This window comes from Streptomyces deccanensis, from assembly GCF_022385335.1.
GTDB lineage: Bacteria > Actinomycetota > Actinomycetes > Streptomycetales > Streptomycetaceae > Streptomyces > Streptomyces deccanensis.
Map to the genome: position 1 here is coordinate 5,599,429 of NZ_CP092431.1, position 25,384 is coordinate 5,624,812.

24 protein-coding genes and 1 pseudogene are annotated in these 25,384 nt (G+C 69.9%); 9 read left to right on the forward strand and 16 right to left on the reverse strand.

The genetic code is table 11. The annotated features are described in order from the left end of the window. Positions 1-6: 6 nt before the first annotated feature. From L3078_RS24975 to L3078_RS24990, 4 genes are all read right to left on the reverse strand, one after another. The gene (locus tag L3078_RS24975; protein WP_239756186.1) at positions 7-987 is read right to left on the reverse strand and encodes a TerC family protein; all 981 of its coding nucleotides are present in this window, start codon (positions 985-987) and stop codon (positions 7-9) included. Positions 988-1,478: 491 nt separating this feature from the next. After that, complete coding sequence (locus L3078_RS24980) at positions 1,479-1,874, reverse strand: hypothetical protein (RefSeq protein ID WP_239756187.1); 396 nt, start codon at positions 1,872-1,874, stop codon at positions 1,479-1,481. Between the two features lie 219 nt (positions 1,875-2,093). Then, positions 2,094-2,267, reverse strand: a complete 174-nt coding sequence (locus L3078_RS24985; RefSeq protein WP_239756188.1) for a hypothetical protein — start codon at positions 2,265-2,267, stop codon at positions 2,094-2,096. A 194-nt stretch (positions 2,268-2,461) separates the two neighbouring features. Beyond that, positions 2,462-3,040 carry a uracil-DNA glycosylase gene (locus L3078_RS24990; protein WP_239756189.1) on the reverse strand — a complete coding sequence of 193 codons (579 nt, stop codon included), beginning with the start codon at positions 3,038-3,040 and terminating at the stop codon, positions 2,462-2,464. 42 nt (positions 3,041-3,082) lie between these two features. Between L3078_RS24990 and L3078_RS24995 the strand changes: the two are divergent. After that, positions 3,083-6,049, forward strand: a pseudogene (locus tag L3078_RS24995) (RHS repeat-associated core domain-containing protein); the annotation flags it as partial. Between the two features lie 525 nt (positions 6,050-6,574). Then, the gene (locus tag L3078_RS25000) at positions 6,575-6,781 is read left to right on the forward strand and encodes a hypothetical protein (protein ID WP_239756190.1); all 207 of its coding nucleotides are present in this window, start codon (positions 6,575-6,577) and stop codon (positions 6,779-6,781) included. 361 nt (positions 6,782-7,142) lie between these two features. Here L3078_RS25000 and L3078_RS25005 read toward each other — a convergent pair whose 3' ends face one another. The 6 genes from L3078_RS25005 to L3078_RS25030 all read right to left on the reverse strand — a co-directional run bounded on the left by L3078_RS25005 (position 7,143) and on the right by L3078_RS25030 (position 13,406). Then, the gene (locus tag L3078_RS25005; protein WP_239756191.1) at positions 7,143-7,745 is read right to left on the reverse strand and encodes a copper resistance CopC family protein; all 603 of its coding nucleotides are present in this window, start codon (positions 7,743-7,745) and stop codon (positions 7,143-7,145) included. After that, positions 7,724-8,377 carry a superoxide dismutase family protein gene (locus L3078_RS25010; RefSeq protein WP_239756192.1) on the reverse strand — a complete coding sequence of 218 codons (654 nt, stop codon included), beginning with the start codon at positions 8,375-8,377 and terminating at the stop codon, positions 7,724-7,726. The genes L3078_RS25005 and L3078_RS25010 overlap by 22 nt, the downstream gene beginning before the upstream one ends. Before the next feature lie 110 nt (positions 8,378-8,487). Continuing rightward, positions 8,488-9,303, reverse strand: a complete 816-nt coding sequence (locus L3078_RS25015) for a hypothetical protein (RefSeq protein ID WP_239756193.1) — start codon at positions 9,301-9,303, stop codon at positions 8,488-8,490. A gap of 115 nt (positions 9,304-9,418) precedes the next feature. Then, the gene (locus tag L3078_RS25020) at positions 9,419-11,215 is read right to left on the reverse strand and encodes a copper resistance CopC/CopD family protein (RefSeq protein ID WP_239760456.1); all 1,797 of its coding nucleotides are present in this window, start codon (positions 11,213-11,215) and stop codon (positions 9,419-9,421) included. 64 nt (positions 11,216-11,279) lie between these two features. Next, positions 11,280-12,020, reverse strand: coding sequence for a DUF1775 domain-containing protein (locus tag L3078_RS25025; protein WP_239756194.1), 741 nt, complete (start codon positions 12,018-12,020; stop codon positions 11,280-11,282). A gap of 858 nt (positions 12,021-12,878) precedes the next feature. Continuing rightward, a complete protein-coding gene (locus L3078_RS25030; RefSeq protein WP_239756195.1) occupies positions 12,879-13,406 on the reverse strand; it encodes a hypothetical protein in 528 nt (175 codons plus the stop codon). A gap of 305 nt (positions 13,407-13,711) precedes the next feature. Between L3078_RS25030 and L3078_RS25035 the strand changes: the two genes are divergently transcribed. Then, entirely contained in the window at positions 13,712-14,929 is a 1,218-nt protein-coding gene (locus tag L3078_RS25035; RefSeq protein WP_239756196.1) for a lactonase family protein, read from the forward strand. A 123-nt stretch (positions 14,930-15,052) separates the two neighbouring features. On the opposite strand, the gene L3078_RS25040 is transcribed toward L3078_RS25035, so the two are convergent. After that, positions 15,053-15,571, reverse strand: coding sequence for a nitroreductase family deazaflavin-dependent oxidoreductase (locus L3078_RS25040; protein ID WP_239756197.1), 519 nt, complete (start codon positions 15,569-15,571; stop codon positions 15,053-15,055). A 166-nt stretch (positions 15,572-15,737) separates the two neighbouring features. On the opposite strand from L3078_RS25040, the gene L3078_RS25045 reads away from it, so the two are divergent. The 3 genes from L3078_RS25045 to L3078_RS25055 all read left to right on the forward strand — a co-directional run bounded on the left by L3078_RS25045 (position 15,738) and on the right by L3078_RS25055 (position 18,305). Then, positions 15,738-16,829, forward strand: coding sequence for a PP2C family protein-serine/threonine phosphatase (locus tag L3078_RS25045; RefSeq protein ID WP_239756198.1), 1,092 nt, complete (start codon positions 15,738-15,740; stop codon positions 16,827-16,829). A gap of 80 nt (positions 16,830-16,909) precedes the next feature. After that, entirely contained in the window at positions 16,910-17,446 is a 537-nt protein-coding gene (locus tag L3078_RS25050; protein WP_060888314.1) for a MarR family winged helix-turn-helix transcriptional regulator, read from the forward strand. Between the two features lie 232 nt (positions 17,447-17,678). Beyond that, positions 17,679-18,305 (forward strand): hypothetical protein, encoded by a 627-nt coding sequence (locus L3078_RS25055; protein WP_239756199.1) that lies wholly within the window; start codon positions 17,679-17,681, stop codon positions 18,303-18,305. A 137-nt stretch (positions 18,306-18,442) separates the two neighbouring features. On the opposite strand, the gene L3078_RS25060 is transcribed toward L3078_RS25055, so the two are convergent. Then, the gene (locus tag L3078_RS25060; protein ID WP_239756200.1) at positions 18,443-19,204 is read right to left on the reverse strand and encodes a DUF4142 domain-containing protein; all 762 of its coding nucleotides are present in this window, start codon (positions 19,202-19,204) and stop codon (positions 18,443-18,445) included. 307 nt (positions 19,205-19,511) lie between these two features. On the opposite strand from L3078_RS25060, the gene L3078_RS25065 reads away from it, so the two are divergent. Continuing rightward, on the forward strand, positions 19,512-19,949 hold the full coding sequence (locus L3078_RS25065) for an NfeD family protein (protein ID WP_239756201.1): 438 nt from the start codon (positions 19,512-19,514) through the stop codon (positions 19,947-19,949). A 29-nt stretch (positions 19,950-19,978) separates the two neighbouring features. Then, the gene (locus tag L3078_RS25070) at positions 19,979-21,088 is read left to right on the forward strand and encodes an SPFH domain-containing protein (RefSeq protein WP_239756202.1); all 1,110 of its coding nucleotides are present in this window, start codon (positions 19,979-19,981) and stop codon (positions 21,086-21,088) included. 234 nt (positions 21,089-21,322) lie between these two features. On the opposite strand, the gene L3078_RS25075 is transcribed toward L3078_RS25070, so the two are convergent. From L3078_RS25075 to L3078_RS25090, 4 genes are all read right to left on the reverse strand, one after another. Beyond that, positions 21,323-21,538: a hypothetical protein gene (locus L3078_RS25075; RefSeq protein WP_239756203.1), complete on the reverse strand. Its 216-nt coding sequence runs from the start codon at positions 21,536-21,538 to the stop codon at positions 21,323-21,325. Continuing rightward, entirely contained in the window at positions 21,535-21,831 is a 297-nt protein-coding gene (locus tag L3078_RS25080; RefSeq protein WP_239756204.1) for a hypothetical protein, read from the reverse strand. The genes L3078_RS25075 and L3078_RS25080 overlap by 4 nt, the downstream gene beginning before the upstream one ends. 187 nt (positions 21,832-22,018) lie before the next feature. Further along, positions 22,019-22,288 (reverse strand): hypothetical protein, encoded by a 270-nt coding sequence (locus tag L3078_RS25085; RefSeq protein ID WP_239756205.1) that lies wholly within the window; start codon positions 22,286-22,288, stop codon positions 22,019-22,021. Between the two features lie 613 nt (positions 22,289-22,901). Continuing rightward, positions 22,902-24,392: a SulP family inorganic anion transporter gene (locus L3078_RS25090; protein ID WP_239760457.1), complete on the reverse strand. Its 1,491-nt coding sequence runs from the start codon at positions 24,390-24,392 to the stop codon at positions 22,902-22,904. A 458-nt stretch (positions 24,393-24,850) separates the two neighbouring features. On the opposite strand from L3078_RS25090, the gene L3078_RS25095 reads away from it, so the two are divergent. Then, positions 24,851-25,252, forward strand: coding sequence for a MerR family transcriptional regulator (locus tag L3078_RS25095; RefSeq protein WP_239760458.1), 402 nt, complete (start codon positions 24,851-24,853; stop codon positions 25,250-25,252). The last annotated feature ends 132 nt before the right edge of the window (positions 25,253-25,384 follow it).

Sequence of the window (25,384 nt, forward strand, 5' to 3'; positions counted from 1 at the left end):
GCACATTTAGTTCTCTTTGGGATTTTCTTGGTGTTCAGGCTTCGCGGAGGGTGTTGATGGAGGCCGCAGCACACTGAGCGCCACGGAAGTGGCCAGGACAGTGGCGATCACGGCCAGACTGAGCAAGGAGGGGACCTCGGGGACGGCGGTGCTGATCGTCTCGTGGGATGCCTGGAGGACCAGCTTGACGCCGATGAACGCGAGGATGAGCGCGAGTCCCTTGCTGAGGTAGTGGAACCGGTCGAGTAGACCGGCGAGCATGAAGTAGAGGGCGCGCAGACCGAGGATGGCGAAGGCGTTGCTGGTGTAGACGATGAAGACGTCGCTGCTGACTGCCAGCACGGCGGGGACGCTGTCGACGGCGAAGACGAGGTCGGCCGCCTCGATCGCTGCGACGACGGCGAGCAGCGGGGTGGCTACGCGTCGTCCTGCTTCCCTGACGAAGAACCGGTTGCCCGCGTAGTCGTCCCGGACGGGGACGACCTTGCGCAGGAGACGGACGGCGAGGCTTCGGCCGGGGTCGAAGCTGTCCTCCTCCTCTCTGAGGATCTTGTACGTGCTGTAGAAGAGGACGGCGGCGAACACGAACAGGACGACGGTGAAGCGGCTGACCACAGCGACACCGGCCGCGAGAAAGATCCCCCGGAAGACCAGCGCGCCGAGAACTCCGAGGAACAGCACTCGGTGCTGGTAGGCGCGCGGCACTTTGAAGTAGCCGAAGATCAGCGCGAAGACGAAGAGGTTGTCGACCGACAGGCTCTTCTCCAGCAGCCAAGCGGTCGTGTACTCGACACCGGCGGTCGTGCCGACCACGAGGAAGACGACGGCGCCGAACAGGATCGCCAGGCCCACCCAGACCCCGCTCCACGCGGTGGCCTCACGGAAGCCGATGACGTGCGCCTCCCGGTGCGCCAGCAGGTCGACCGCCAACGACACCAGTACGGTGACGGCGAACGCGATCCACAGCCAGAACGGCACGTCATGCACGGATCCGCCCCTCTGCGCGATCAACCGGAAGACCACTTTCGAGTGTGGGTCACATGAGGGTGTTTGTCGCTTCGGCCTGGCCCGCGCGACTGCCTCGGCGGGCCGGGAGGGCCGCTCCCGGATCCGGTCCGTCGCTCAGGGGCGTCCGCCCGGTCATCGCCGCCCGCCCTGCCCGACGGTGGCCCGCTCTGTCTCGTCGAGTCCTGTCCGGCGTGCCGTTCGACTTCAGTCGGCGGGTAGCAGCGACCCGCGCGCCGCGCCTGCCCCGCGCCTTGGACCTCTGCCGGGAAACCTCGCCGACCGTCGGCTACGGTGTCCAGCCCTCGCCGCGACGCCGTGCAAGCCTTCCGCGGAGATGCGGACACATCTTGGCGCGACAACGGTGTGCGGGTGCCGACAAGGCTGTGCGGGACGAGCCCGAGGTCGTCACGATCGTCATGGCGAAGCCCTCGGCCACTGGTGTGGCGGTCGCGGGCTTCAGGGTGAGATGGTCACGGCCCAGCGGTCGGCGATGCTGGGAGGGGAGCCGTGCCCGGAGTGTCGGCAGAGGGCTGCGACGTCGAGCCTCCGGTGCTCGGAACGGGCGTGACATGCTTTTCATCCACTGTGGGGTGGCTTGTCGACCACAGCACGGCCACCAGACCGACGGCGCACGCACCGCCGACGAGCAGTGCGGGCAGACGTCGCGGGGAGCGCACCAGGCGTAGCCCCCACCAACCGGCGCTCGCCGCAGTGAAGACCGCGATCGTCGGGGTGAGGTCGCCGTTCTTGTAGGTGATCAGCAAGGCGTCGTGGTTGGTGGCCACCACCAAGAGCGTCGCGTAGAGCACCGCGATGACCGCGCACACTGCTTCCAGCAGGCGTAACGCGCGTCGGCTTCCCCTCATGCCGTACTTCCCTCCAGGCCGTCGACCAGTCCTCCAGTAAACCCGGCACCGACCCCACCGCGCGCCCTCGGTCATGCGGCGCACACAAGACGCCGAATTCCTCACTCAGGCTTCCCGGACCTCTTGGCGGCTGCGCGAGGCAGAGCACGCGAACGTTTCCTGCTTCTCACATGGCTCTGTCGCGCGAGGGCCGCTGCACCCGTGCCGTGGAGCAGCGGTTCATGGGTGCTCGTAGGCGCAGACGCCACTCCAGTCGACGGTTCCGTCACCGACCTGGCTGTATGCCTGCTCGCACTCCTCGCGGTCCGTCGGCGTGTCGGAACCCGTTTCGTCGGAGGCGTAACCGATGGAGCCGAGCACGGCGATGGTGACCACCGATGCCCACAGCACCATGGCTCGTTTGGGATTCTTCTCCGCCCATTGCTGAAGTGCTGTCTTACGCCGCACAATCCCCCCTCGGAATCGGATGGCCCGTGTAGACCGTCGAGCGCACCTTGTCGCCGACGGCAGGCAGATCCGGGCAGTGACAGGACATCCACCACCGTCCGCCTCGGAGTCGTTGTGCCGGCACCGGGGCAGGACAGCCGTCAGCCGCCGTCGGTGAGTCGGCCGTTGACGTCGAGCAGGTCTGCCGCTCGTCGTAGAACGTCCAGGATCTCCTGGCGGGCCGTAGGACGAGAAGCGAAAACCCGGGGGCTCGGGTGCCAGGTGGGCAGCGTGTGAACCGTCGGCGCGTATCGCTCCTGGTAAGCCGCCCAGCCGGCCTGCGCCTTGCGGCCCATCGGCACGACCACCTCCAGCCTGGGCAGCATGGAGATCACCTCGTGCAGGAAGGGTGCCGCGCGTTGCATCTCCGTCCGTCCGGGGGCGGCGATGCGGTCCGCGGTGCCCAGATACCAGGGCACGATGTTCCAGTGCAGGGACTCCTCGTACGGCAGACCCGCCTCGGTGCGCAGCGTCCAGCAGTTCTGCGCCGTCGGGTCGTCGTTGTCGACGGAGATGATTCCGCTGCCGGTGCGTCTCAGGGTCGCTTCGGCTCCCATGGATTTCTGGCCCGGAAGGAGAAAGAGGCTCCGGGCCTCGGTGCCGCCGGAAGCGGGGTCGAACCACGGCACGGACTCGCCGTCGCCGAGACGCTCGCGCAGTCTCTCCACCCAGTCGTTCAAGGGGCGTACCGCGGGCTCCGTCCTGACGGCGAGCAGCCGGGCACCGCATGGTCCGCGACCCAGGCCCCGACCAAGGGGGCGGTGACCTGGACCGGCCGCGCCACGGGATACGGAACCACGGCGAGTACGGATGGGCTGCGCGCAGCCTCGGGCTGGCAGAGGATCAAGGCCACCACGTACGACACCCTCGGCCGCCCCGTCGGCGTCACCGATGCCGCCGGCGAGACCACCAACACCGCCTACACCCTGGTCTCCGCGGGCCCGCTGACGAAGACGATCGTCACCAATCCCATGACCCACAAGGTCACCAGCTTCCTGGACCACCGGCACGGCCAGCCCCTGCGGGCATACGACGCCAACCTGAAGAAGACCGAGACCACCTACGACGCCCTCGGCCGACTGACCGCTGTCTGGGAACCCAACTGCAACAAGCCGCCGGCTACAGCGCGAACACCACCTTCAAGTACCGGATCAGCAGCAGCGAACCGTCCTGGGTGTCCACGTCGAAGCTGAAGAAGGACGGCGAGACGTACAACACGGGCTACGAGCTGTACGACTCGATGATGCGCCCGCTGCAGACCCAGACCCCCACCCAGCTCGGCGGCCAGGTGCTCACCGACACCCGCTACGACACCCGGGGCCTGGCCTACGAGACGTACGAGGACATCTTCGACAGCACCACGACTCCCAAGGGCACCTACACGCGCGAGGAGTACGGCGAGGCACCCAGGCAGATCGAGACGGTCTACGACGGCGCGGAACGGATCACGACCAACACCCTCTACTCATACGGGGTGAAGAAGTGGTCCACCACCACCAGCCACACCGGTGACTCCATCGCCACCACCGCCGTCCAGGGCGGCTCGGCGAGCCGCACCATCGTCGACGCGCGCGAACGAACGGTCGAGACCCGCGAGTACGCGGGCAGCAGCCCGGCCGACCCGCAGTTCGGCGGCGGCTCGGGCACCGCCTCGTACAAGTCCACCAAGTTCCAGTACACGTTGGACGACCAGCAGTCCCAGGTCACCGGCCCCGACGGCGCCACATGGTCGTACAGCTACGACCTGTTCGGCCGCAAGACCAGCGCCGACGACCCGGACAAGGGTCTGACGGAGCTGGATTACGACAGTCTCGACCGGCTCACCAGGACCACCGATTCCTTCGGCCGCGCCGTCGTCTCCGGATACGACACGATCGGCCGTGTCACCGGCACCTGGGCCGGCTCGAAGACCGATGCGAACCAACTGACCGCCCTCACCTACGACTCCCTGCTCAAGGGCCTGCCGGACGCGAGTACCCGCTACGTCGGTGGCAAGACGGGCAAGGCGTACACGAGGACGGTCACCGCCTACGACAGCCTGTCCCGGCCCACCGTCACCGAGCTGGCCCTGCCGGGTTCCGACCCGCTCGTCGCGGCGGGCGCACCGGCCACCCTCGAATTCGAGAACAACTACAACATCGACGGCACGCTGCAGAACAGCAAGGAGCCCGCGCTCGGCGGACTGCCCTCCGAGATCGTCGACTACGGCTACACCGGCACCGGCCAGGTCAGCTCCATCGGCGGCAGCACCGGCTACCTCCTCGACGCCGACTACTCCGCCCTCGGCCAGGCCCGGCAGCTCGTGCTCGGCACCGCGAACACCGAGGAACACAAGAAGGCGTACGTCAACAACACCTGGGAGGAGGGGACCGGGCGGCTCCTGGGCAGCCATGTCACGGACCAGACCCATCCGTACAAGCTGCAGAACCTGGCCTACACCTATGACCAGGCGGGCAACGTCACCTCCATCGCCGACACCAGCACACTGGGCGGTACCGCACCGGCCGAGACCCAGTGCTTCGCCCACGACGGGCACCGGCGCCTGACCGAGGCGTGGACACCTGCCTCGCAGAAGTGCTCCGACGCCCGCAGCGCGAGCAGCCTGGGCGGCCGGTCCGCGTACTGGACCAGCTACGGCTACAACGACGCCGGTCAGCGCACCGAGGAGACCGAACACACCTCCACCGGCGACACCACCACGACCTACTGCTACGAAAAGGCGGACCAGCCCCACGCCCTGACCGGCACCAGCACGAAGGCCGACTGCACCGCCCCGGACCGGTCCTACGAGTTCGACAGCACCGGCAACACCACCAGCCGGCCGGACGGCACCGCAACCCAGGACCTCGACTGGTCCGACGAGGGCAGGCTGGCGACCCTCACCGAGAGCGGCAAGACGACCGACTACCTGTACGGGGTCGACGGCACACTCCTGATCCGCGCCACCGAGGGCGGTGAGCGGGTCCTGTACGTGGGGGCCACCGAACTCCACCTGAAAGCGGACGGCAGCATCTGGGCCCAGCGCCACTACGGCTCGGGCAGCCTGACCGTCGCCGTCCGCTCCAACGAGAGCGGTGCCGACGAACTCAGCTACCTCGTCACCGACCAGCACGGCACCGCCACCCTGGCCATCGACGCCACGAATCAGGCGTTCTCCCGCCGCTACACGACCCCCTTCGGTGCCCCAAGAGGCGAGACCACCGGAGCCGCTTGGCCCGACGACAAGGGGTTCCTCGGCAAGACCACCGACACCGGCACCGGTCTCACCCATGTCGACGCCCGCCAGTACGACCCCGAACTCGGCCAGTTCATCAGCGTCGACCCGCTCCTGCAGACCGGTGTGGGGCAGACCCTCAACGGCTACAGCTACGCCGTCCAGAACCCGTCGACGCTCGCCGACCCGTCCGGCCTCGGCGTGCCCGAGTGCAGAGAGCCGCAGAAGTACGGCATCACGTGCCGCGGTGGCATCCCGGTCAGCAGCGGCAAGAAGAAGACCAGCAGTGGCGGCGGTGAGGGTCCCGTCCGGGCTTGCCGCTGTGGAGGATGGCCCACGCTGGTGAAGGGCATGAAGCCCACCGGCCTCGGCGGCATCCCGGGCCGCCGCAACATCACCCTGCCGTCGACACCGCCGCCCACGGGCTGGCTCAAGGTCGTACCTCCGCCCAACCCCGGCCCCGCGCCGAAGGCCGAAGCCAACAAGAACTGGTTCCAGCGGGCGGTCGACTCGTTCAACTCGACGCAGGGCGGCCTGAAGCAGAAGCTGATGGGCGCGGCGTTCGGTGCGATGGGAATGGACAACTCACGCGGGGCCTGTGCCAGTTTGGGTGGGGGACTCTTCGTCAGTGTGGAGGGTTCTGCCTGCATCGTGATGACGAAGAAGCCAGACGGAGCCGTGGACTTCGGATGGACGAGGTCCGTCAGTGTCGGCGGTGCCGGTTTCGGCTTCAGCGGTGACGTCTCCATGCTCCGCAGCAACGCCGATGACATCGGTCAGTTCGCCGGATACGGGCGCGACGTCGGGGCGTCCTTCTTCAGCGGGTTCGGCGGTACGATCAATCACGAGCACGCGATCGGTACGTACAACTCGAAGGGCGAGCAGGTGCGCAGCTTCGAGATGGGCTTCGGCGCGGGCCTCGAGTACGAGGGGTATGCCGGCGTGAACAAGACGTGGAGCGGAACATGGTTCACTCGGTGAGGCTCGGGCAGGTCTGGATATGTTCAGTCTGATCATCGGAATCCTCCTGATCATCTTCGGCGTCTGTCTCGTCGGGGACTTCGGGAGGATCGCGACCCGCCTCTACACCTTCTTCGCCGATTTCATGAATCCTGGACGCGCCACCGCCGGGACCTTCCGGCTGGTGGGGTTGTTCGCGATCCTGTTGGGGATCGGCTGGGTCGCGACGTCATTCCCGCTCGGATAGCAATCGAATGAGGGGCGAGGCGTGCCGCGACATTCTGCGGCACGTCTCGATGACCTCAAGTCACCCTTGAGAGGATATGGATTCCCTGTATCTGGCGTGGAAGGGAATTCTGGGAATTGTCGGATTCTGTCTTGCCCTCAACATCCGCGACGCTTCCTATCGAACCTATGAGTTCCTCACGGGTCGCGGGCCATTCGCCCCTGGCCCGGGCTTCAGCCCCCTCGTCATCAGGATCGTCGGGGCACTCATAGGTGCCGTTTCGACTTGGTCATTTGTGAGCGGTCTGACTTCCTAGGCCAAGCGCGCTTGAGCCCGGTCCGGTTGTCTGCCGGGCCGGGCTCAAGCGATGCGTAGCGCTTTGTCAGCTGTTCGTCCGTGTTCCGCGAAGTGCGCGCACGGCCAGGAAGCCCGCGCCCGCGATCACGACGACCGCCCCCGCGAGGAGGGCCAGGGCCGTGGTGCGGCCGAGTCCGAGGAACGCCTCGTCCTCGACCGTGTCCGCACCCGTGCCCGTGTCCGAACCCGTGTCGGGTGGCTGAAGGCTCAGCTGTTGGCAGGCTGTCGCGGCCTTGGCGGTCGCGGCGCCCTTCGCGACCTCGAACTGGAAGGCGCTGCTCTGGGTGTCACCGTCGGCGGAGTTGATGGTGTACGTGAGGGTGTTGACGCCGGTGGGCAGGCCCGCGACCGCGGCGCAGGTGACGGAGCCGTCGGCCACGACCGGCCTGCCGACGGGCACGGTGGCACCGTCGGGGCCGACCAGGCCGATCTTCGGCGTGGTGCCGGACTTCAGCCGGCCGAAGGTCAGCGAGACGACCGCGGCACCAGGGCCGACCGTGTCCCCCGGCCCAGGTGACGCGTCCTCCAGTGCGGTGTGGGCGCGGGCGGGCGTGCCACCGAGGAACAGCAGCACGCCCAGGCAGCCCGACAGGACCGTCGTCGCCCTCAGAACTCGAAGTCCGCGCATGCGATCCGGTTGTCCTGTGCCTCGGAGGGGTGGACGACGATCGCCTTGGCGTCCTCGCCTGTCCTCCTGTCGTTGTTCACCGTCGTCATTCCCATGCCCGACTTGTCGGCGGTGAACATCAGATGCACCTCGTTCGGTGGCGTCGTCGCACCGCCCTTCTCGAACTGGAAGTGGTCGCCGCCGTTCTTCGCCGAGCACGACTGGGCGTGCAGGTGCGACATGTAGGTGGCCCCCGGCTGCAGACCGCTCAGGGACACCGTGACCGTGGTGCCCTTCGGGCCCTGCGCCAGCCACGCGGAGCCCCTGACGTCGTCCATGCCCGGCGGGCGGGTGTCGAGCAGCTCGAAGGCGCCCTTCACCACGTCGGCGTCGGGGATCTTGTCGGCGGGGGTGGCCGACGGGTCACCCATCGCCATGTCCTTCATGTCATCCATGCCGGACATCTCGTCCGTGCTCTTGGACGGGGACGCGGACGCCGTCGCGCCAGCTGCGGTGTTCGATGTCTTCTCGGAGGATTCGCCGCCGCAACCCGACAGCAGGGCGGCTGTGCAGGTGACGGTGAGGCAGGTGACGGCGAGACGGGTGCGTGGGCGGCGGCGTGTAGCGGCCGAGGGCGTTGTGCGGTGGCTCATGGGGTGAACTCCCGGTTGTGGAGCGTGGACGGGACGGGCCGACGCGCGTAGGGGCACGCCGACCGCTCGCCTGTCTCCGACCACGACCGAATGTCACCGGATCGGGCGTTTCAGGGCCCTGCGGCGAGTGGTCGGGCGGGAGACGGGCGACTGGATGGCACGAGCTCCTGCGGTGGTCCCCTGCGGACGACGGCGTGTCTCAGGGCGGCGGTGACGGGCCGACGGCTCTCCTCGTCGCCGACGAGGGCCCCGCGAGACGGAACCTCGTGCCGGGCCGCCGTACGGAAGAGCACCCGGCAGATCCGGCGCAGCGGCGCGAACACGACGGCGGCCAGAGCCCTGGCGATCCGATGGACGGCGGCCTCACCCCGCCACAGCCATACTCCGCACGCGACGGCGGCCACCAGATGCGCCAGCAGCATCCCGAGGGAGCCGCCATGCGTCGCGGCGGACCACAGTGACTCGTCCGCGGGCGTCCCCATCGCCTCGGAATGCGCTCCGGCGTGGTGCATGGCCATGCCGGAGGGGGAGATCTGCATCCCGTGGCTCGTGCCGGAGCGGACGCCCACCACTCCCGGTCCACCCACCGCTGCGTTCGACGTCGGTGTGAGCTTGGGGGACAGGCTGAACAGCAGGTGCAGCAGGCCCTGCGCCACGACGGTGGCGCCCACGACCGTCGCGGCACCGCGTTCCCGGCCGGTCAGCCACCACGCGCACGAGGCGGTTCCGGTGAACGCGACACCCATCGCCCACCAAGGCAGAGTGTCGCCGGAGATCAGCGCATGCCCGAGTGCGGTGGCCACGACGCACACGGCCGCGAACACGGCTGCCTCTACCGGGCGCAGGACGCCGACGCTTCCTTCGACGCCGCGTGTCACGCGGCACTCCCGACCCGCTCCACCGCCGAGGTGGTGCATCCGGGGCATCGGGCAACTCCTTGGTGCTGGCTGGCTTCCCGTCTCTTACGGGCCGTCGGACGCGAGCGTTCAGGTGGGGTGCGCTTCGGGTACCGCGCTCCGGTCCGGTGGCCCCCGCCCGGTCTCACGGGGCGATGGTCACCTTCTTCTCGACGGTGACCTGGTCGATGTCGGAGACACGGACGGTGGCTCGCATCGTCCAGGTCCCGGGGAACGGGAGCGCGAGGGTGTCACTGCCCCAGTAGCCGCTTTGGTCGACGAGTTCGGCGTCGAGCGGGCCGACGTGGCGCGCGGACTGGGTGAAGGTGAGGCGCAGTTCGGGGATGGCGATCAGACCGCCGTCGGCACCGAAGACCACGGCCTCGACGACGTTCCGGCCGACCCGGCCCGGCTCCAGGGTGATCTGCACCCGGCCGCGTCCGGCGGGAGCCCCGGTGTCGAACGGGACCACGCTCAGGTTCACCACCGGCTGCCCGGAGGCAGCGGCGGCCTCGGTGGCGGCCCGCCCCGGCCGGCTGCCCGTCAGCACGGTCGTGAGCGCGAGGACGACGACGCCGATCGCCACCTCCGCGAGCACGGACCTGCGCAGGCCGCGCCGCCGGGACTCAGGGTCGGTGCCGGTCTCGTCGGTTCCGCTGGCGTCGTCCGGTCCGGGGCCGACGCCGGGTCCGGGGTCCGCCCCGGTCGCCGGCACCGACAGCGGGGCCCGGTCGTCGCCACCCACCGCGACCGGCACCGGTTCCCGCCGGGGCAGCCGCGTCAGCCGCTCGGTCCAGCTCCGGGAGTACGACGCCGCCAGCAGCATGAGGATCACGGCCCCGGTCTTCAGGGCGAGCGTCCTGCCGTATGGCGTGGTGAACGCCTCCCACGAGCCGAGCCCGCGCCAGGACTGGTAGACGCCGGTGGCCGCCAGCACGGCCACCGCACCGAGAGCGAGCCGCGAGAACCGGCCTACGGCGGCGGACGGGAGCGAGTCGCCGGCGGGCGCGCGGTAGAGCGTGAGCAGCAGCGCGGCCAGCCCGCCGAGCCATACGCTCATGGCGAGCAGGTGCAGCACGGAGGAGGGCATCGCCACCGGCACCTGGATCCCCGTGGAGGCGTGCTCGGCCGCCGCCCAGGTCGCGGCCAGAGCGACGGCGAGGGCGGTGCCCACGACGGCCGTACGGCGGTCGGCCCGCCCCTCGGACCGGCCGCGTGTCAGGAGCAGGGCCACCAGGAGCAGCAAGGCCAGGCGGACCAGTAGCGCGACGCCGGGGCGGCTGCCCGCAGTGCTCCACAGCAGCCGGGGGTCGAACACAGCGGCCGGTCCGTCCCCGCTCCCGTACGGTCCGCGCACGAGCAGCAGCGCGGCCGTCGACAGCGCCAGCGCCCACCATCCGGCCAGAAACGGCCCCCGCACGACCCGCGCGGCCGTGGCCCCGGGCCGACAGACGAGGACGAACACGGCGGTGCCGATCAGCAGGGCCAGGCCGCCGTAGGCGACGTACCGGCCGATGTCGTACAGCACCTCGACGGACGGGTCGACAGCCGTCTCCGCGGAGGTCTCGGCGCGTGTCTGCGAGGGTGCGCCGACGGCGAAGGTGAAGGCACCGGAGATGGCGTGGCCGTCCTCGGAGAGCACCCGCCAGGAGACGGTGTACGTGCCCTCCTCCAGGCCGTCGGTCAGTGGCACACGCGCGGTGTTCGCTGCGCCGTCCGCGTGTTCGGGATCGCCCGCGGTCACCGGGCGGCTCTCGGGGTCGAGGACGCGGACGGAGTCCTCTCTGAGGGCGACGGATTCGTTGAAGGAGACCGTGATCTGTTCGGGCGCCGTCTTCAGCACCGAGCCCTCGCGCGGATCGCTGTCGGTCAGTACCGCGTGCGCCGAGGCGGGCGCAGCGCTGCCCAGCAGGACACCGGCGAGTACGGCGATCACCAGCAGCAGCGCCCTGCCCCCACGCCCGCCTTGCTGCGTCAGCCGTCGTTCCGGCAGTCGTCGTTCCACGTCATGCCTCACGGACGGCTCGGTCCGCGTCGCGGGACGTTCCGCGCGTGACCAACCACCATGCGCCGCCGCCCAGGGCGAGCAGGACGGCGACAGCGGAGCCGGCGAACAGGCCGAGGGGTCGGGAGTCATCCTGCCCGGCGGCCGTCCTCTCGGTTCCGGCGGGCGCGTCGTCTGCCGGGGCCGTGGACGTCGGCGTGGGTGCGGTGCTGGTGGACGGGCCGGAGGCGGAGGAAGACGTGTCCGAGGAGGCTGGCCGCAACTTCAGTAAAGGGGCGGGCTGTTCGGGCTCCACGTCGCCGCTCGGCAGTTCGATCCAGCGGGAGGTCTTGCCGTCGCCGTAGGTCTCGACGGTCTTGAACACGAGTTGTTCGGCATCGGGCAGCCGACGGACCCTGACGCTGTGTTCGGCGTCGACGCCGGTGTCCAGGGCGGGCCCCGCGACGGTGTAGCCGTCGGTGGCGCGCTTCAGTTTCCAGCCCTCGGGTGCGTCGGCGAGCGTGATGTCACCGGGTGCGATGCCGACCGGGAGGACGACTCGCAGTCGGACGAATCCCGAGGTGTCGGACTCGGCCTCGGAGGTGAAGGCGATGGTGACGTTCTCGGCCAGGGCACGAGCGGTTTCCGACTCGACCTCCGCGTGGGCGGACGCGGGAGTGGTCGGTATGAGGGCGGTGGTCAGCGCGGCGGCAACGGCCAGGGCGGGGCGGTGTGCCGTACGGATGGGTCGGTGCGGGGGCACGGGAGGCTCCTTGCGGGTGGGGCCGGGCAGGCTGGTGCCTTGGCCCGGGGGAGTGACGAACCGGGACAGCCGTGTGTCCCGGCGGCCCTCTGCGCACCAGCGGGTGTTCCAGAGCCCGTGTCCGTGGAGCCCCGACAAGAGCGAGGTGCTCGATCGGTTCGAGGTGGGGGAGGGGGCGCGGCCCGATGCCGGTCAGGCTGGCCGACAGCAGGGAGCCGAGGGAGCCCGCGACGCCGCGCACGGCTCGCGCGAACCGTACGGCGATCGCGAGAGTGGCGTCGGCCCGGTGCAGCAACCAGGCCACCGCCAGCGCGGTGAGCACATGGGCGGCCGTCATGGTGGCGGACACCTGATGCCAGCCGGATGCACTCTCCGGGGTGACCATGGCGTGCCGATGGGCGCCCTGAGCGAGATGACCCGCTCCGGTCGGGCTGTCCGCCGGCGCCGGGGACACATGCAGCAGTGCCTGGACCCCGAGCGTGCAGCCGAGCGTCGCCACAGGGGCGAAACGACGCCGGGCGGCGGGCCAGGCGACGGCGAACTGCGCGAGGACGAGCACTGCGGTCGGCCGCCATGGAGTGACTCCGTCGGCCACGGCGTAGTGGCCCGACACCGCCAGCACGCTGCCGACCACGGCGAACACCGCGGCTCGCACGCAGGTACCCGCCCGATCCGTCAGATCCATCCGGTCCGCCCGATACGGAGAAGCGTGGTGCTCACCGGGTGGCGGCACGGCCTCGCCTGCCACACTCATGCCTCCTTCCCCGGCGATCGGCCTGGGCCGTATGTGACCAGTACGGTGCTGTGGGGCCCTCCTGTTCACCCCGAGGCCGGACCGGGCGGCGGCGAGTCGAGGTGTCATCCGGGCGGCGTGATCGTGGCGTTGGGAGTCGCGGCAGTGGTGGGCCACCTGGTGGGGGCCTGCTCGGACTGCTGCGAGATGGAGTCGCCCTGCTCGTCGTACGAGCTGCCTGAGGCCGTCAGGAGGGCGAAGAGGCCGAGGACCACGGTGATCGCGGCGGCCGTGCCGAGCACGCGACCCGCACGGTGGCGCCTCGCCCGGCCGTCCAGGTCGCGCCAGGGCGGGCCGGGCCACGGGTCTGCCGACTGCCAGAGTTCCCCCACTGCCTCGGCCTCGTACGGCGAGACCGATTCGCCGTGGACGGGGGATGGTTCCGCCTTGCGCGCCGGCCACTCGCGCGGATCGAGGAAGTGCCGGGGCCGCGCTGGGGCCGTGCGCTCCCGGGCGGAGAGCTCCCTGGGCGAGGTCCGCCGTATCGCGGGTTCGCTGTCGGTGAGGAACCGCTGCCACACCTCGTCGGGAACGGGCGGCGTGCGGTCTTCCCCGTCCGGTGTCCCGCCGCCGTAAGGCGGTTGAGCGGCCACTGTCCCACTTCCCGTTCTTCGGCTGTGCCCAGCACGGCGGCGGATCCGCTGGCGGGGGCGTCCGGCTGCCGACGCGCTGACCCCCCACCGGGTTTCTGCCGTCGTCACTCCTGGTACCGGGTGGCAGCCGGCTGCCGGACGGCCCCCGCTCGATCATTGCACAGTACAAAATGAGATCGCCACCGGTGGTTCTTACAAGACCCTGACGTGGAAGCCGAACCCCTTCAGCCACCCCTGTCCCGCCGGTAACTCTGGCTTCGCCCGCCACCGTTCCGGGGTGGCGGATGGGCAGGAGGAGCACAGAGATGAGCAGGCACACCAGGCGCAGGTCCTCGTTACAGGTTCGACTGACGGTCGCCGGAGCCGGTGTCCTCGCCACCGTCGCGGCCGTGGCCACCGTGACCGTCGCGTCGGCGGGGGAGACCGGGCGCAGGTACACGGGTTCACCGGCGTCGGCCGGGGCCGACCACGCGGTGTTCGTTCAGGGCAACGAACTCGCCGGCAACACCATCCACGCCTTCCAGCGCGGCGAGGACGGCAAACTGACCACGGCCGGCCATTACGCCACCGGCGGCGAGGGCGGCGACCAGGTCGACGCGCCCACCGACTCCCTCGCCTCCCAGGGCTCCCTCGTCTACGACGACGCCTCCGGGCTGCTGCTGGCGGTCAACGCGGGCAGCGGCACGGTGACCTCGTTCCGCGTCCAGGGGCAGAAGCTGACGAATCGTCGTGTGGTGGACTCGGGTGGCGAGTTCCCTGCCTCCGTCGCGGTGCACGGTTCGGTGGCCTACGTCATGAACGCCGGCGGTGAGGGCAGTGTCCAGGGCTTCCGGATCACCGCCAAGGGGCTCAAGCCACTGCGTGGCTCGCAGCGTTCCCTGGGGCTGGACAACGACACGGTGCCGTTGTTCAGCAGCTCGCCGGGGCAGGTCGCGTTCACCCCTGGCGGCCGTGAACTCGTCGTCACCACCAAGTCCGCGAACACCATCGAGGTCTTCCCGATGCGGCGTGACGGACGCCCGGCCGAGCGGGCTGTCGTCAACCGGTCCGCCGGGGAGGTGCCGTTCGCTGTCACCTTCGACAGGGCCGGGCGGATGTTGGTGGCCGAGGCCGCGAAGTCGACGGTCAGTGCGTACAAGGTGCGCTCCGACGGCCGCCTCGAACTGGTGCAGAAGCCGCTGCCGAACGGCCAGGACACGCTGTGCTGGCTGGAGCGTGCGGGCGACTTCTTCTACGGAGGCAACACCGGCAACTCCACCGTCACCGGCTACCGCATGGACCGCCAGGGCCGTCTCGCCCTCACCAATGACGTCGGCATCGCCACGCCGCCCTCGGCCAAGTCCCAGGGGGTGATCGATCTGGCGGTGACCGAGGACGAGAGGTTCCTGTACGTCCAGAACGCCGTCTCCGGCACGGTCGACGGCTTCCGTATCGGCCGGAACGGTTCGCTCACCAAGGTCACCACCGCCACCGGTCTGCCCGCCTTCGCCGAGTCCGGCATGGAGGGCATCACCGCGGTGTAGGGAAAGCGGCCACCGCGGTGGGCGGCGCCCCCGGAACGACTCCGGGGGCGCCGGCCGGCCGGACCGCGCGGTGGTCGACGGCCGGTCCGCCCCGCCGTCACCGGCGTGCGGTGGCTTCTCGCCTCAGGGGACAGGAACTTGGCGGTAGCCGTCCGAGGCATCGAGACGTACGAACGGGATGGTGCTGCCGGCCGTCAGGAAGGCGGTCTCGCTTCCGTCGGAGGGCAGACCCATGAACGCGCACAGCCGGCGGGCCGTACGCGGATGCCGACGGGAGTACTTCGCCATGATCTCCGCCCCGGCCTCCGCCGGGAGGAAGTGCGCGGTGACGGTGTGGTGGCGGTTGCCGAACTGGACGACCGTCTGCGGCCGTCGGCGGAGGTTCTGGTACCAGTCCGACGCGGGGCCGAACCCGGCCGCGACGGTCCAGCTGCCGCATTCGCTGTCGTATGCCACCACCTCCAGGACCGTGCGGCGGTCGAGCCCGCTGACCCGGCCGGTGTGGTGCAGCAGGAGCAGCCGCTTACCGAAGAGGGGAGCGAGCCCCGCCTTGAAGAGAAGGATCGGCAGCCGCAGCGGCACCCGCCGCCATCCGGCAAGACGGCGAGGGCGGCGCGGGGCGGAGTCCTGGTGCGTCGTCATCAGCGTTCTCCGTCGGTCACGGTTGGTCCGGTGTCGCCTCCGGGCCTCGATTGGGTAAAGGCTCGTGGTGAGGGCCGGTCCACGACCGGACTCTTGCATAGTCTAAAGGTGAGAGGGTGCCGGGTCGAGCGGCTCTCTGGGGTCCGCCACACCGCTGGAGTACGCCATGACTGGGAAGAAGCCGCCGCAGAGCGCCACGTTGCTGTCGTGGATGCCGGGCGGGGTCATGGCGGTGGTGACCGTCGTGGACGTCGTGGTCGGGCCGGGGGTCGGACTGTTGCCGTTGGTGTCCCTGGGGCCCGCGTTCGCCGGACTGGTCGGCGGTTGGCGCCGCACCGCGCTGACGGGTGCGGCGGCGCTCGTACTGTGCGTCGGGCTCGGAATCTACGACGGGCTGTTCGTGGAACGCCGGGGATTCGCCGCGCTGGGATCGGTCGTGGGCGTCACCGGCGCGGGGATCGCGGCGGCCGTGACGCGCTCCCGGCGGGAGGCGGAGCTGGCCGGCATGCGCTCGATCGCGGAGGTGGCGCAGCGCGTGCTGCTGCGGCCGGTGCCGCTGACGGCCGGACCGCTGCAGGCGGCGGTGTCGTACACCTCGGCCGTGGCGGAGGCACGGATCGGGGGCGATCTGTACGAGGTGGTCGCCTCGCCGCACGGGATCCGGGTGATCGTGGGGGACGTGCAGGGCAAGGGGCTGGCCGCCGTGGAGACGGCCGCGGTGGTACTTGGCGCGTTCCGTGAGGCGGCGCACGACGAGCCGGACCTGGTGGGGCTGGGGGAACGGCTGGAGCGGAGCGTGGAACGGGAGTTGGAGGGTGAGAAGTTCGTCACCGCGATCCTCGCCGAGATCGGCTCCGACCACGAGGCGATCCTTCTCAATTACGGCCATCCGGCCCCGATGCTGGTACGGGACGACGGCACCGCGGACTTCCCCGAGCCGCCCGCTTACACGCTGCCGCTGGGGCTGGGAGCGCACGGCGACGCCGGGCCGCGGCCGTACAGGGTGGGGTTCGCCCCAGGCGAGCAGTTATTGCTGTACACCGACGGTGTCACCGAGGCGCGGGATGAGGGCGGGCACTTCTATCCGCTCGCCGAACGGGCCTCTCTGCTCAAGGAGCCCGACGCGCATGCCGCGCTCGACGCGCTTCGCCGCGATGTGCAGGGCCACGCCGAGGGACCGCCCCACGACGACGCCGCCATGCTACTGCTCCGCTACCGCGGGCATGGGAGCGGCCGGGGAACCCGGGTACCGAGATGAACCATGGAAGGGTCATGGGAGTGGAAAATCTGTTCCTATGAGCTGAGCGGACGGCGCCCGCGGCGAGGTACAAAGGTCGCATGGTGCAACGTGAGGCCCCGGCCGGGGATATGGACGATGTCGACGTGGTGACCCGTGCCGTGCTCACCGCGTCGAGACTCTTGGTCGCCGTCTCCGCCCGGTCGCTCGCCGAGGTGGAGGAGCGGGTGACGCTGCCCCAGTTCCGCATGCTCGTGGTGCTCTCCACGCACGGGGCCACCAAGCTGGTGACCCTCGCCGACCTCCTCCAGGTCGCGCCGTCCACCGCCATGCGCATGGTCGACCGGCTCATCGCCGCCGGGCTCGCCGACCGGCAGACCAATCCCAGCAACCGCCGTGAGACTGTCCTTCAGCTCACGGAGGAGGGGCGACGCACCGTCGAGGACGTCACCGGCCGCCGTAGGACGGAGATCGCCGGGATCGTCGAGCGCCTGTCACCGGACCAGCGGTCCGCCCTCGTGGACGCGCTCACCGCCTTCAACGAGGCGGGCGACGAACCGCTCGCACCGACGGCGGGGGGCGGCGCGGAGCTGTATCCCCTGGGCTGGGTGGACTCCGTCGTGCCCAGGGGAGCCTGACCGCACCCGCGGCCACGGCCCCAGCTCCTTCGGTCGGTTCCGGCCTTTGATCGTACTGTTCTTCCCTCTTGGCTCTTTTGCATAATGCAAGGGGGCTGTGGGGATGTCGTGACGTCCTGGATCGTCACACCGGTGGCGCGGCTCCGAACATCGGGAGACGACCGGGGAGGAGCGGCGGGTGCGGCGACCCCCTCGACCGCGGCCGGACAGCCGTACGGGCCTGGCGGCCCATGTGACGGCCTTTGTGTGGGGACCCGCGGAGTTCGTCGGTCCGCCGCCGCGTTGGCTGCTCGCCGAAGGGATTTTCGTCGGTGCCCTCGCGGCGAGCACCATCACCGGAGTCGGGATCGCCGGGGTCTGGACCGGACATCCGGCGCTGGCGGCCGGCGAGGGCGGACTGGTGATCGCAGGCGCGCTCGCCCTTTACCTCGTGATAACCGGCGCGGGCCGCGCGCTCGTCTGCGTCGCCGCCATGCTCGGGCTGAGCCTGGCGCTGCTCACGCCCCAGGTGGCCGGCTGGCTGGTGCTGACCCAGCGGGGTGAGGTGCGGCCTGCGGTGGTGACCCTGGTCGAGGGCGGGCCGGGAACCGGCACCGCGGGCGGACGGTACCTGTGCTCCGTGGCTGACCGGGCCGGGGCGCCCCTCTCGACACGGATCTGGCGAGGATGCGAAGGCTCGACCCGGCCGGGGGATGCCCTGACGGTGGTGTTCGATCCGAAGGGGGCGGTGCCACCGCGGGGTGTGGCGCCGGGTGCGGACCGTGGCCGGCTGCTGCGGGTGGCGGCGGTGGCGCTCGCGCTTGTCGCCGGGTGCGCGCTTGCCGTCGTACGGTCCTTCCGGCTTGATCCGCCTTCCTGAGGCTTTTGAGGCTCCTGACGTTTGAGGGGCCCTTCGTCGAACGCGAGCCTCCTGGCCGGGTGTCGCTCGGCCCCGGCCGCCCGCCTGTTCGGTGCCGGGCGCGGGGCCGAGGCGACCCGGCACGGTGGGCTCCGGCGTCATTCCGCGTCGGCCGAAGCCGACGGCGAAGGGCTGGGGGGAGCGGTCGGGGCGGCGGTGTTGACGTCCAGGTCCGGTCGCGGGGTCAGGACCACCATGGGGGCGCCGGGCTGGGGCACGGGCGGGGTGGCCTGGTCCTTGGGCAGTTTCGGAGGGTTGGTCTGCTGGTAGTTGACGTTCTCGTGGTTGACCAGGCCGGTCTTCTCCAGCACGGTGATGTGATCGAGCACCGTGTCGTTGGCTAGGTCGGCCAGCTGGCGCACCAGGGTGTTGCGGGTGCTGGCGCGGATCTTGGCGATGGCCGGGAAGATCTGGCCGTGCGTGACGCGCATGATCTGCACGGCGGTGGAGTCGAACTCCTTGCCCTGGGCCGCGTCTACGGTGGCCACGAACTGCTGCTGTTGCGGACTCGCCTGGTTGTTGAGCGTGATGCCCAGTTCCGGGGCGATCTTGCGGCACATCTCGTCGAGACCGGCGTGCCCGACGACCAGATGCTCGCCGGCCTCCTTCATCTCAGGAGTCGTGCCCCGCTCCATGGCCATCTCGCCCAGCGGGTACTCCCACAGCCCCGCCGAACGCACCTTGATCACGAAGTCCCGGTCCGCCTCCGTCAGCGGACCGAACGGAGTGTTGGCGATGATGCGCTCGGTCGAGGTGGCCGTCTTCTCGACGCCCAGGATGGCGGGGTAGGCGAGCGCGACGACGGTCATCAGCAGGCCGCCGCTCATGAAGATGGCTCCTGCGGTACGAGGGATGCGCATGGTTCCTCCTGGCGTGCGGGCTCTGGCCCGGGTCGGGGCGCGAGCGCGGGCATCCGCCGGGGAGCGGATTCGGTCGCCAGGAGGTACGGACGCCGGCCACGGATGAATCATTGCGCTGAGCAAAAATTGCATGAGGGTGATGTGATGTGTATCACATGTGGATGGAAGGTTGAGCAGTCGCGGGGGCCTGGCCGTCCGACGCTCGCACGGACGCCGAGCGATCAGGAGCGAGGGGCTCCCACGCCTGTTCCGCCCGGCGTTCCGCCAGGTAACTTGGTAAAGAAGGCCCCTGAAGGAGGGCGATGCGATGCCATGGTTCCTCTGGCTGCTCGCCGCCGCGGCGCTGGGGGCTGCGGAGTTCTTCACCCTGACCCTGGTCTTCGGGCTGCTGGCGGGTGCCGCGTTGGTCGCCGCCGTGGTCGCGGGTGTGGGCATCGGTGTTCTCGGTCAGCTCGTGGCCTTCGCGCTGGCGGCGGCAGCGGGTGTCGTCATCGTCCGGCCCATCGCGCTGCGCCACATGGAACAGCAGCCCCTCACTCGAGACGGCAGTGATGCCCTGATCGGCAAGCGGGCCGAGGTCTTGCAGGAGGTCACCGCGACCCGTGGCCTGATCAAACTCTCCGGTGAGGAATGGTCCGCCCGCGCCCTCGACGAGAGCCTTGTCATTCCGGTGGGAGCGGTGGTGGACGTCATGGAGATCGAGGGTGCCACCGCCATCGTCTACCCCCGCGAACTCCTTCCGTGAACGGCTGAACCAACAGCAACGGAGGCACTGTGGATCCCGTCGTCATCCCCATCCTCGTGGCGGCCCTCGTCGTCGTCTTCCTCGTGGCCTCCACGGTGCGGATCGTCCCGCAGGCGCGTCGCTACAACATCGAGCGGTTCGGCCGATACCGCCGGACGCTGCAGCCCGGACTGAACCTGGTCCTGCCGGTGGCGGACCGCATCAACACCAAACTCGACGTACGCGAGCAGGTCTATTCGTCCGACCCCAGGCCGGTGATCACCGAGGACAACCTCGTGGTCAACATCGACACCGTGCTCTACTACCAGATCACCGACCCGCGGGCGGCAGCCTACGAGGTCGCCGACTACCTCCAGGCGATCGACCAGCTCACCGTGACCACGCTGCGCAATGTCATCGGCAGCATGGACCTGGAGGAGACGCTCACCTCGCGCGAGGAGATCAACTCCCGGCTCCGCGCCGTCCTCGACGACGCCACCGGGAAGTGGGGCATCCGGGTCAACCGCGTGGAGATCAAGGCCATCGACCCGCCGGCCACCATCAAAGAGGCGATGGAGAAGCAGATGCGGGCCGAGCGGGACAAGCGCGCGGCCATCCTGCACGCCGAAGGCGAGCGACAGGCCAAGATCCTCACAGCGGAAGGCACGAAGCAGAAGGACATCCTGGAGGCCCAGGGCGCGCAGCAAGCCATGATCCTGCGGGCGGACGGCGAGGCCAAGGCGGTGGAACTCGTCTTCCAGGCCGTCCATCGCAACAACGCCGACCCGAAAGTCCTGGCCTACAAGTACCTGGAGACGCTCCCGCACCTGGCGAGCAGCGACAACAACACGTTCTGGGTGATCCCGGGGGAGCTCACCGAGGCGGTCCGGACCGTCACCCGAGCCTTCGGTGATCAGGCGTCGGAGAGCCCTCCCACGCCCGGACAACCCGAGGAAGCAGCCACTGCCGACGATCACGACACGTCGGACGGAAGCCGGGTTCCGCAGCTGGAGGCGGGCTCGACGGTTTCCCTCGACGCCGCCGCGGCTGCGGACGAGGCAGGAAAGCAGGCCGCCGCGGCGGTGAGCGACGCCAAGGCGGAGGCCGAGGCCGCGAAGTCGGCCCAGCTGCCGCGCCGCACGCGGACGTCCGACGATTGAGCCCTCCTTTCGGCGAGCATCTCCACCCCGAGGCCCTTTCCCGAGTAGTCGTGCGAGTCGGTTCGCGCCGCCGCGTCCGCAACATCGGGAACGTCGGGAACGAGCGCGGCGGTGAGGCCCGGACGCAGGCAACACCGGGGTCAAGATGGAGGAGTCCCGAGGGAGGTCTGATGCCGGGCAGCGGCAGGTGCCCGGCCCGACGGCCGCGGGCGGTTGGTGTCGTGCCGGTGCCGGCTAGCGCCGCTTGGTGAGCCGGTCGGCCCTTCGGCGTCGCCGCAGCCAGTCGCCGGTTTCCCCGACCGCGGCGAGGAACGCGGCCGAGGCGATGCACTGGGTGAGCGTGGCGGGCTGGTCGAGCGCCTTGCCCACAAGCCAGAGGACGAGAGCGATCAGCGCCCACCAGACGGTGAGGGAAACCGCGAGGCGCCATACGCGCCGTCGACTGGTCACGGGGTGGCCTTCCCGACTCTGCGTGGCGCAAGGGCTGCGTATGTGCAGCCCACTGCGGCCACGATGGCTGCGGTGGCTGTAGCCACCAGGGTGATCACGGGCGGCGCCTCGGCCAGGCGCGGCACCGTGTTGAGGGGCGCGACGGCGTAGAGAGCGAGCAGGGCCAGGCCGCGGGGGCGCATGGGCGCGAACCGGTGCCTCAGTCGGCGCGGTATCCGACCGCTGACCAGGGCCAGTCCGGCCGGGAGCAGGGTGAGGGAGAAGAAGACGAGGCCGATCCAGTGCCAGATCATGCGTGTGAGGACTCCTGTGGTGAGCGGCGGGCCGACGGAGGCATGGGACCGGCTTCCGCCACGATGGAGTCGGCGGTCGGCTGCGTCCGGCTGGGGAGCGTGAGGCACGGGTGGAGTGGGCCGACCGGCGTAGGCCGACGGAGCGCGTGACCGCCGGGTCGATCCGGAAGTACCTGATGACGACCGATCACGGTCTGTCCCCATCCCGGTGGACGAGGTGGGCGGTGAGCGCACCGATGAGCAGGGCCCAGGCCGGAGCTGCGGGGCCTGCCTGGCACCAGCCCAGCAGGGTGGTGGCCCCTGCTGTTGTCACTCCGGCGGCTACAGCGCGACGGTCGGTGGCAAACGCCCACTGCTCACGGGCGGTTCCTTGCTGCCGGAGTTCACCGACTGCCGTTCTGACCACCAAGGTGGCGATGATGATTGCGGGGGCCAGCAGCGAGGCGTCCGTGGCCATCAGCCGGACGTCCCGTCAGGTCGGTCCGTCATCACGGCACCCACCGGGCCGTCGGCCGCTTCTACATGAGGAGCGTGAGCGACGGCCTGCCACGCCGCAAGAGGGAACACTCCGGTGAACGATGAGCGGAATCGTGGGCGTGTGGCCATGACGGCACACCTCCGGGCAAGGGCGACGGGCACAAGGCCCCTTCACGCCGACCAGACTTCCCGGCACACCCCACGTCCCTTGACGTGTTCTTTGCACTCTATCTGCTGCCGGCGCCCCCAAACAGCCCAGCAGGAACGGTGTGGGCCATGGCCCCGTATGCATGCTCGCCCCCGGCCGGTCCGCCTGGCGATCATGCGCGACAGCCCGCGACGCCGTGTGCGATCACAGCAAGGCCGCTACCCGCAGCGACTCCATCCGCCCGGACGCTTATGCGGCCATGCCCCCGTCCCCCACGGGGCGAGAGGTACACCGGCTGCGTGTCGGCGGCGCGGCAGCGGACTACACAGCGGTCGGCCCGGTGCGCGTCCGATACTCGCTTGTCGGCCCACGGTAGTGCTCCGGCTGATCGATACGGCCGCCGCGGGCCGACCCAGACCAAGAAGCGGCTGTGCCCGCGAGTGCGTCAGTGGCTGGCTGACAGCTCGCCGCTGAGCTTGCCGTGCAGGTGGGCGCTGGGTTCGTTCAGGCCGGTGATCTCGACCTGCTTGCCGCGCTGGGCGTACTTGGCCTCGATGGCGTCCAGGGCGGCGACCGAGGAGGCGTCCCAGACGTGGGCCGAGGACAGGTCGATGACGACCCTCTTGGGGTCGGTGGCGTAGTCGAACTGGCCGACGAGGTCGTTGGAGGAGGCGAAGAACAGCTCGCCGGTGACCCGGTAAACGACCGTGCTGCCGTCCGGGTCGATGACGGAGGTGACCTCGGCGAGGTGCGCGACGCGCTTGGCGAAGACGACCATGGCGGTGACCGAGCCGACCACGACGCCGATGGCGAGGTTGTGTGTGGCGACCACGCACGCGACGGTGGTCACCATGACGGTGATCTCCCCGGCCGGCATCCGGCGAAGGGTCTTCGGGGCGATGGAGTGCCAGTCGAACGTCGCGAACGACACCATGACCATGACCGCGACCAGGGCGGCCATGGGGATGTCCGAGACGACCGGGCCGAAGACGACGCACAGCACCATCAGGAACGCCCCGGCCAGGAACGTGGACAGTCGGGTGCGGGCGCCGGACACCTTCACGTTGATCATTGTCTGGCCGATCATGGCGCATCCGCCCATGCCGCCGAAGAAGCCGGTGACGATGTTGGCGATGCCCTGGCCGATGGACTCGCGCGTCTTGCTGGAGTGGGTGTCGGTGATGTCGTCGACCAGCTTGGCCGTCATCAGCGACTCCATCAGGCCCACCAGCGCCATCGCGAAGGCGTACGGGGCGATGGTGGTCAGCGTGTCCAGGGTGAAGGGCACGTCGGGCAGGCCGGGGACCGGCAGGGAGGATGGCAGGGCGCCCTTGTCGCCGACGGTCGGCACCGCGACGGCCGCGCCGACGGTGATCACGGTCAGGATGACGATGGAGACCAGCGGTGCCGGGATGACCGTGGTGACCTTCGGAAAGAGCACCATCAGTGCCAGGCCGGCCGCGATCAGCGGGTAGACCGGCCACGGCACGCTCGTCATCTCCGGGACCTGGGCCATGAAGATCAGGATGGCGAGGGAGTTGACGAATCCGACCATCACGCTGCGGGGGATGAACCGCATCAGCTTGGCCACCCCGAGTGCCCCGAGGATCACCTGGAAGACCCCGGCGAGGATGACCGCTGCGACGAGGTAGCCCAGGCCGTGCTCGCGGTTCAGAGGTGCGATCACGAGGGCGACGGCGCCGGTGGCGGCGGAGATCATGGCCCGGCGCCCGCCGACGACGGCGATGGTGACGGCCATGGTGAAGGAGGCGAACAGGCCGATGGCCGGGTCGACACCAGCGATGATGGAAAAGGAGATCGCCTCGGGGATCAGCGCGAGCGCGACTACCAGGCCGGCCAGTACCTCGGTGCGCCAGACCTTCGGATCACGCAGCCAGTCCGGTTTGAGGCCGTTCAGCCGCGCGGCGGGAGACAGTACGGAAGAAGACAACGAAGCAGTTACCTGTCGTGCTCGGGCACATCCCTGGGACAAGCCGGGGCGCGCGGAAGACGGCGAGGAAGGCCGGGGCCGGCGTTCCGGGGTCGGCCCGTTTTCGGGCCGGAAGTCGAGGAGAGCCGACGGCGTCGCGATCACGTGCGTCAGGCTCTGGTCAGGGGCGAAGGGTCACGGCGGACAGGCGGCGGCGCCAGGCACCACGGACTCGCGCACGCGTTTCTCCTGCAAGACTCGGATTCTTCACCGGGGGCGGCATCGGCCCCGACACGGAGACGGCCGGGCTGGAAACCCGCACCGCAGACGAGGAAGTGACGGCGCTCAGGTCGAGCCTCCGACGGAGACTCTACCCTAACGTTAGAGTAGAGATCGGCGGCTGGATGGGACGCAGCGCCGTCGACAACGAGAGAGGCCAGGTCGGGGACGTGGACGGCAAGCACATGCAGATCGGTGAGGTCGCCGCGCGAACCGAGCTGTCCCTGCGCACCATCCGACACTACGAGGAGACCGGCCTCGTCGCCCCCTCGGCCCGCTCCCAGGGCGGCTTCCGCCTCTACACCGAGGCCGACGTCGCCCGCCTGATGGTCATCCGCCGCATGAAGCCCCTCGGCTTCACCCTCGACGAGATGCGCGCCCTGCTGGAGGCCACCGACCGCCTCGACTCCGGCAAGGAACTGCGACCCGAAGAGCGCGAAGAACTCCTGGACCGGCTGCGGGGCTTCGAAGAGGCCGCGCAGCAGCGCGTGGCCGACCTGCGCACCCAGCTGGCCCGGGCGGAGGAGTTCGCGGCCACGCTGCGCCGGCGCCTCCCGCGGACCGCCGCGCCGGTCCAGACCCCGTAACCGATCGGAATCGAGCAGGGCTCGGCTATCACCCCCCGCCACTCGCCATCCTCGTCATCAGTTCGTCGCCCCGCCCCCCACGGAACGTGGTCGAGAAGCTGGGCGAGCTTGGCTCACAGGATGGAGATGGCC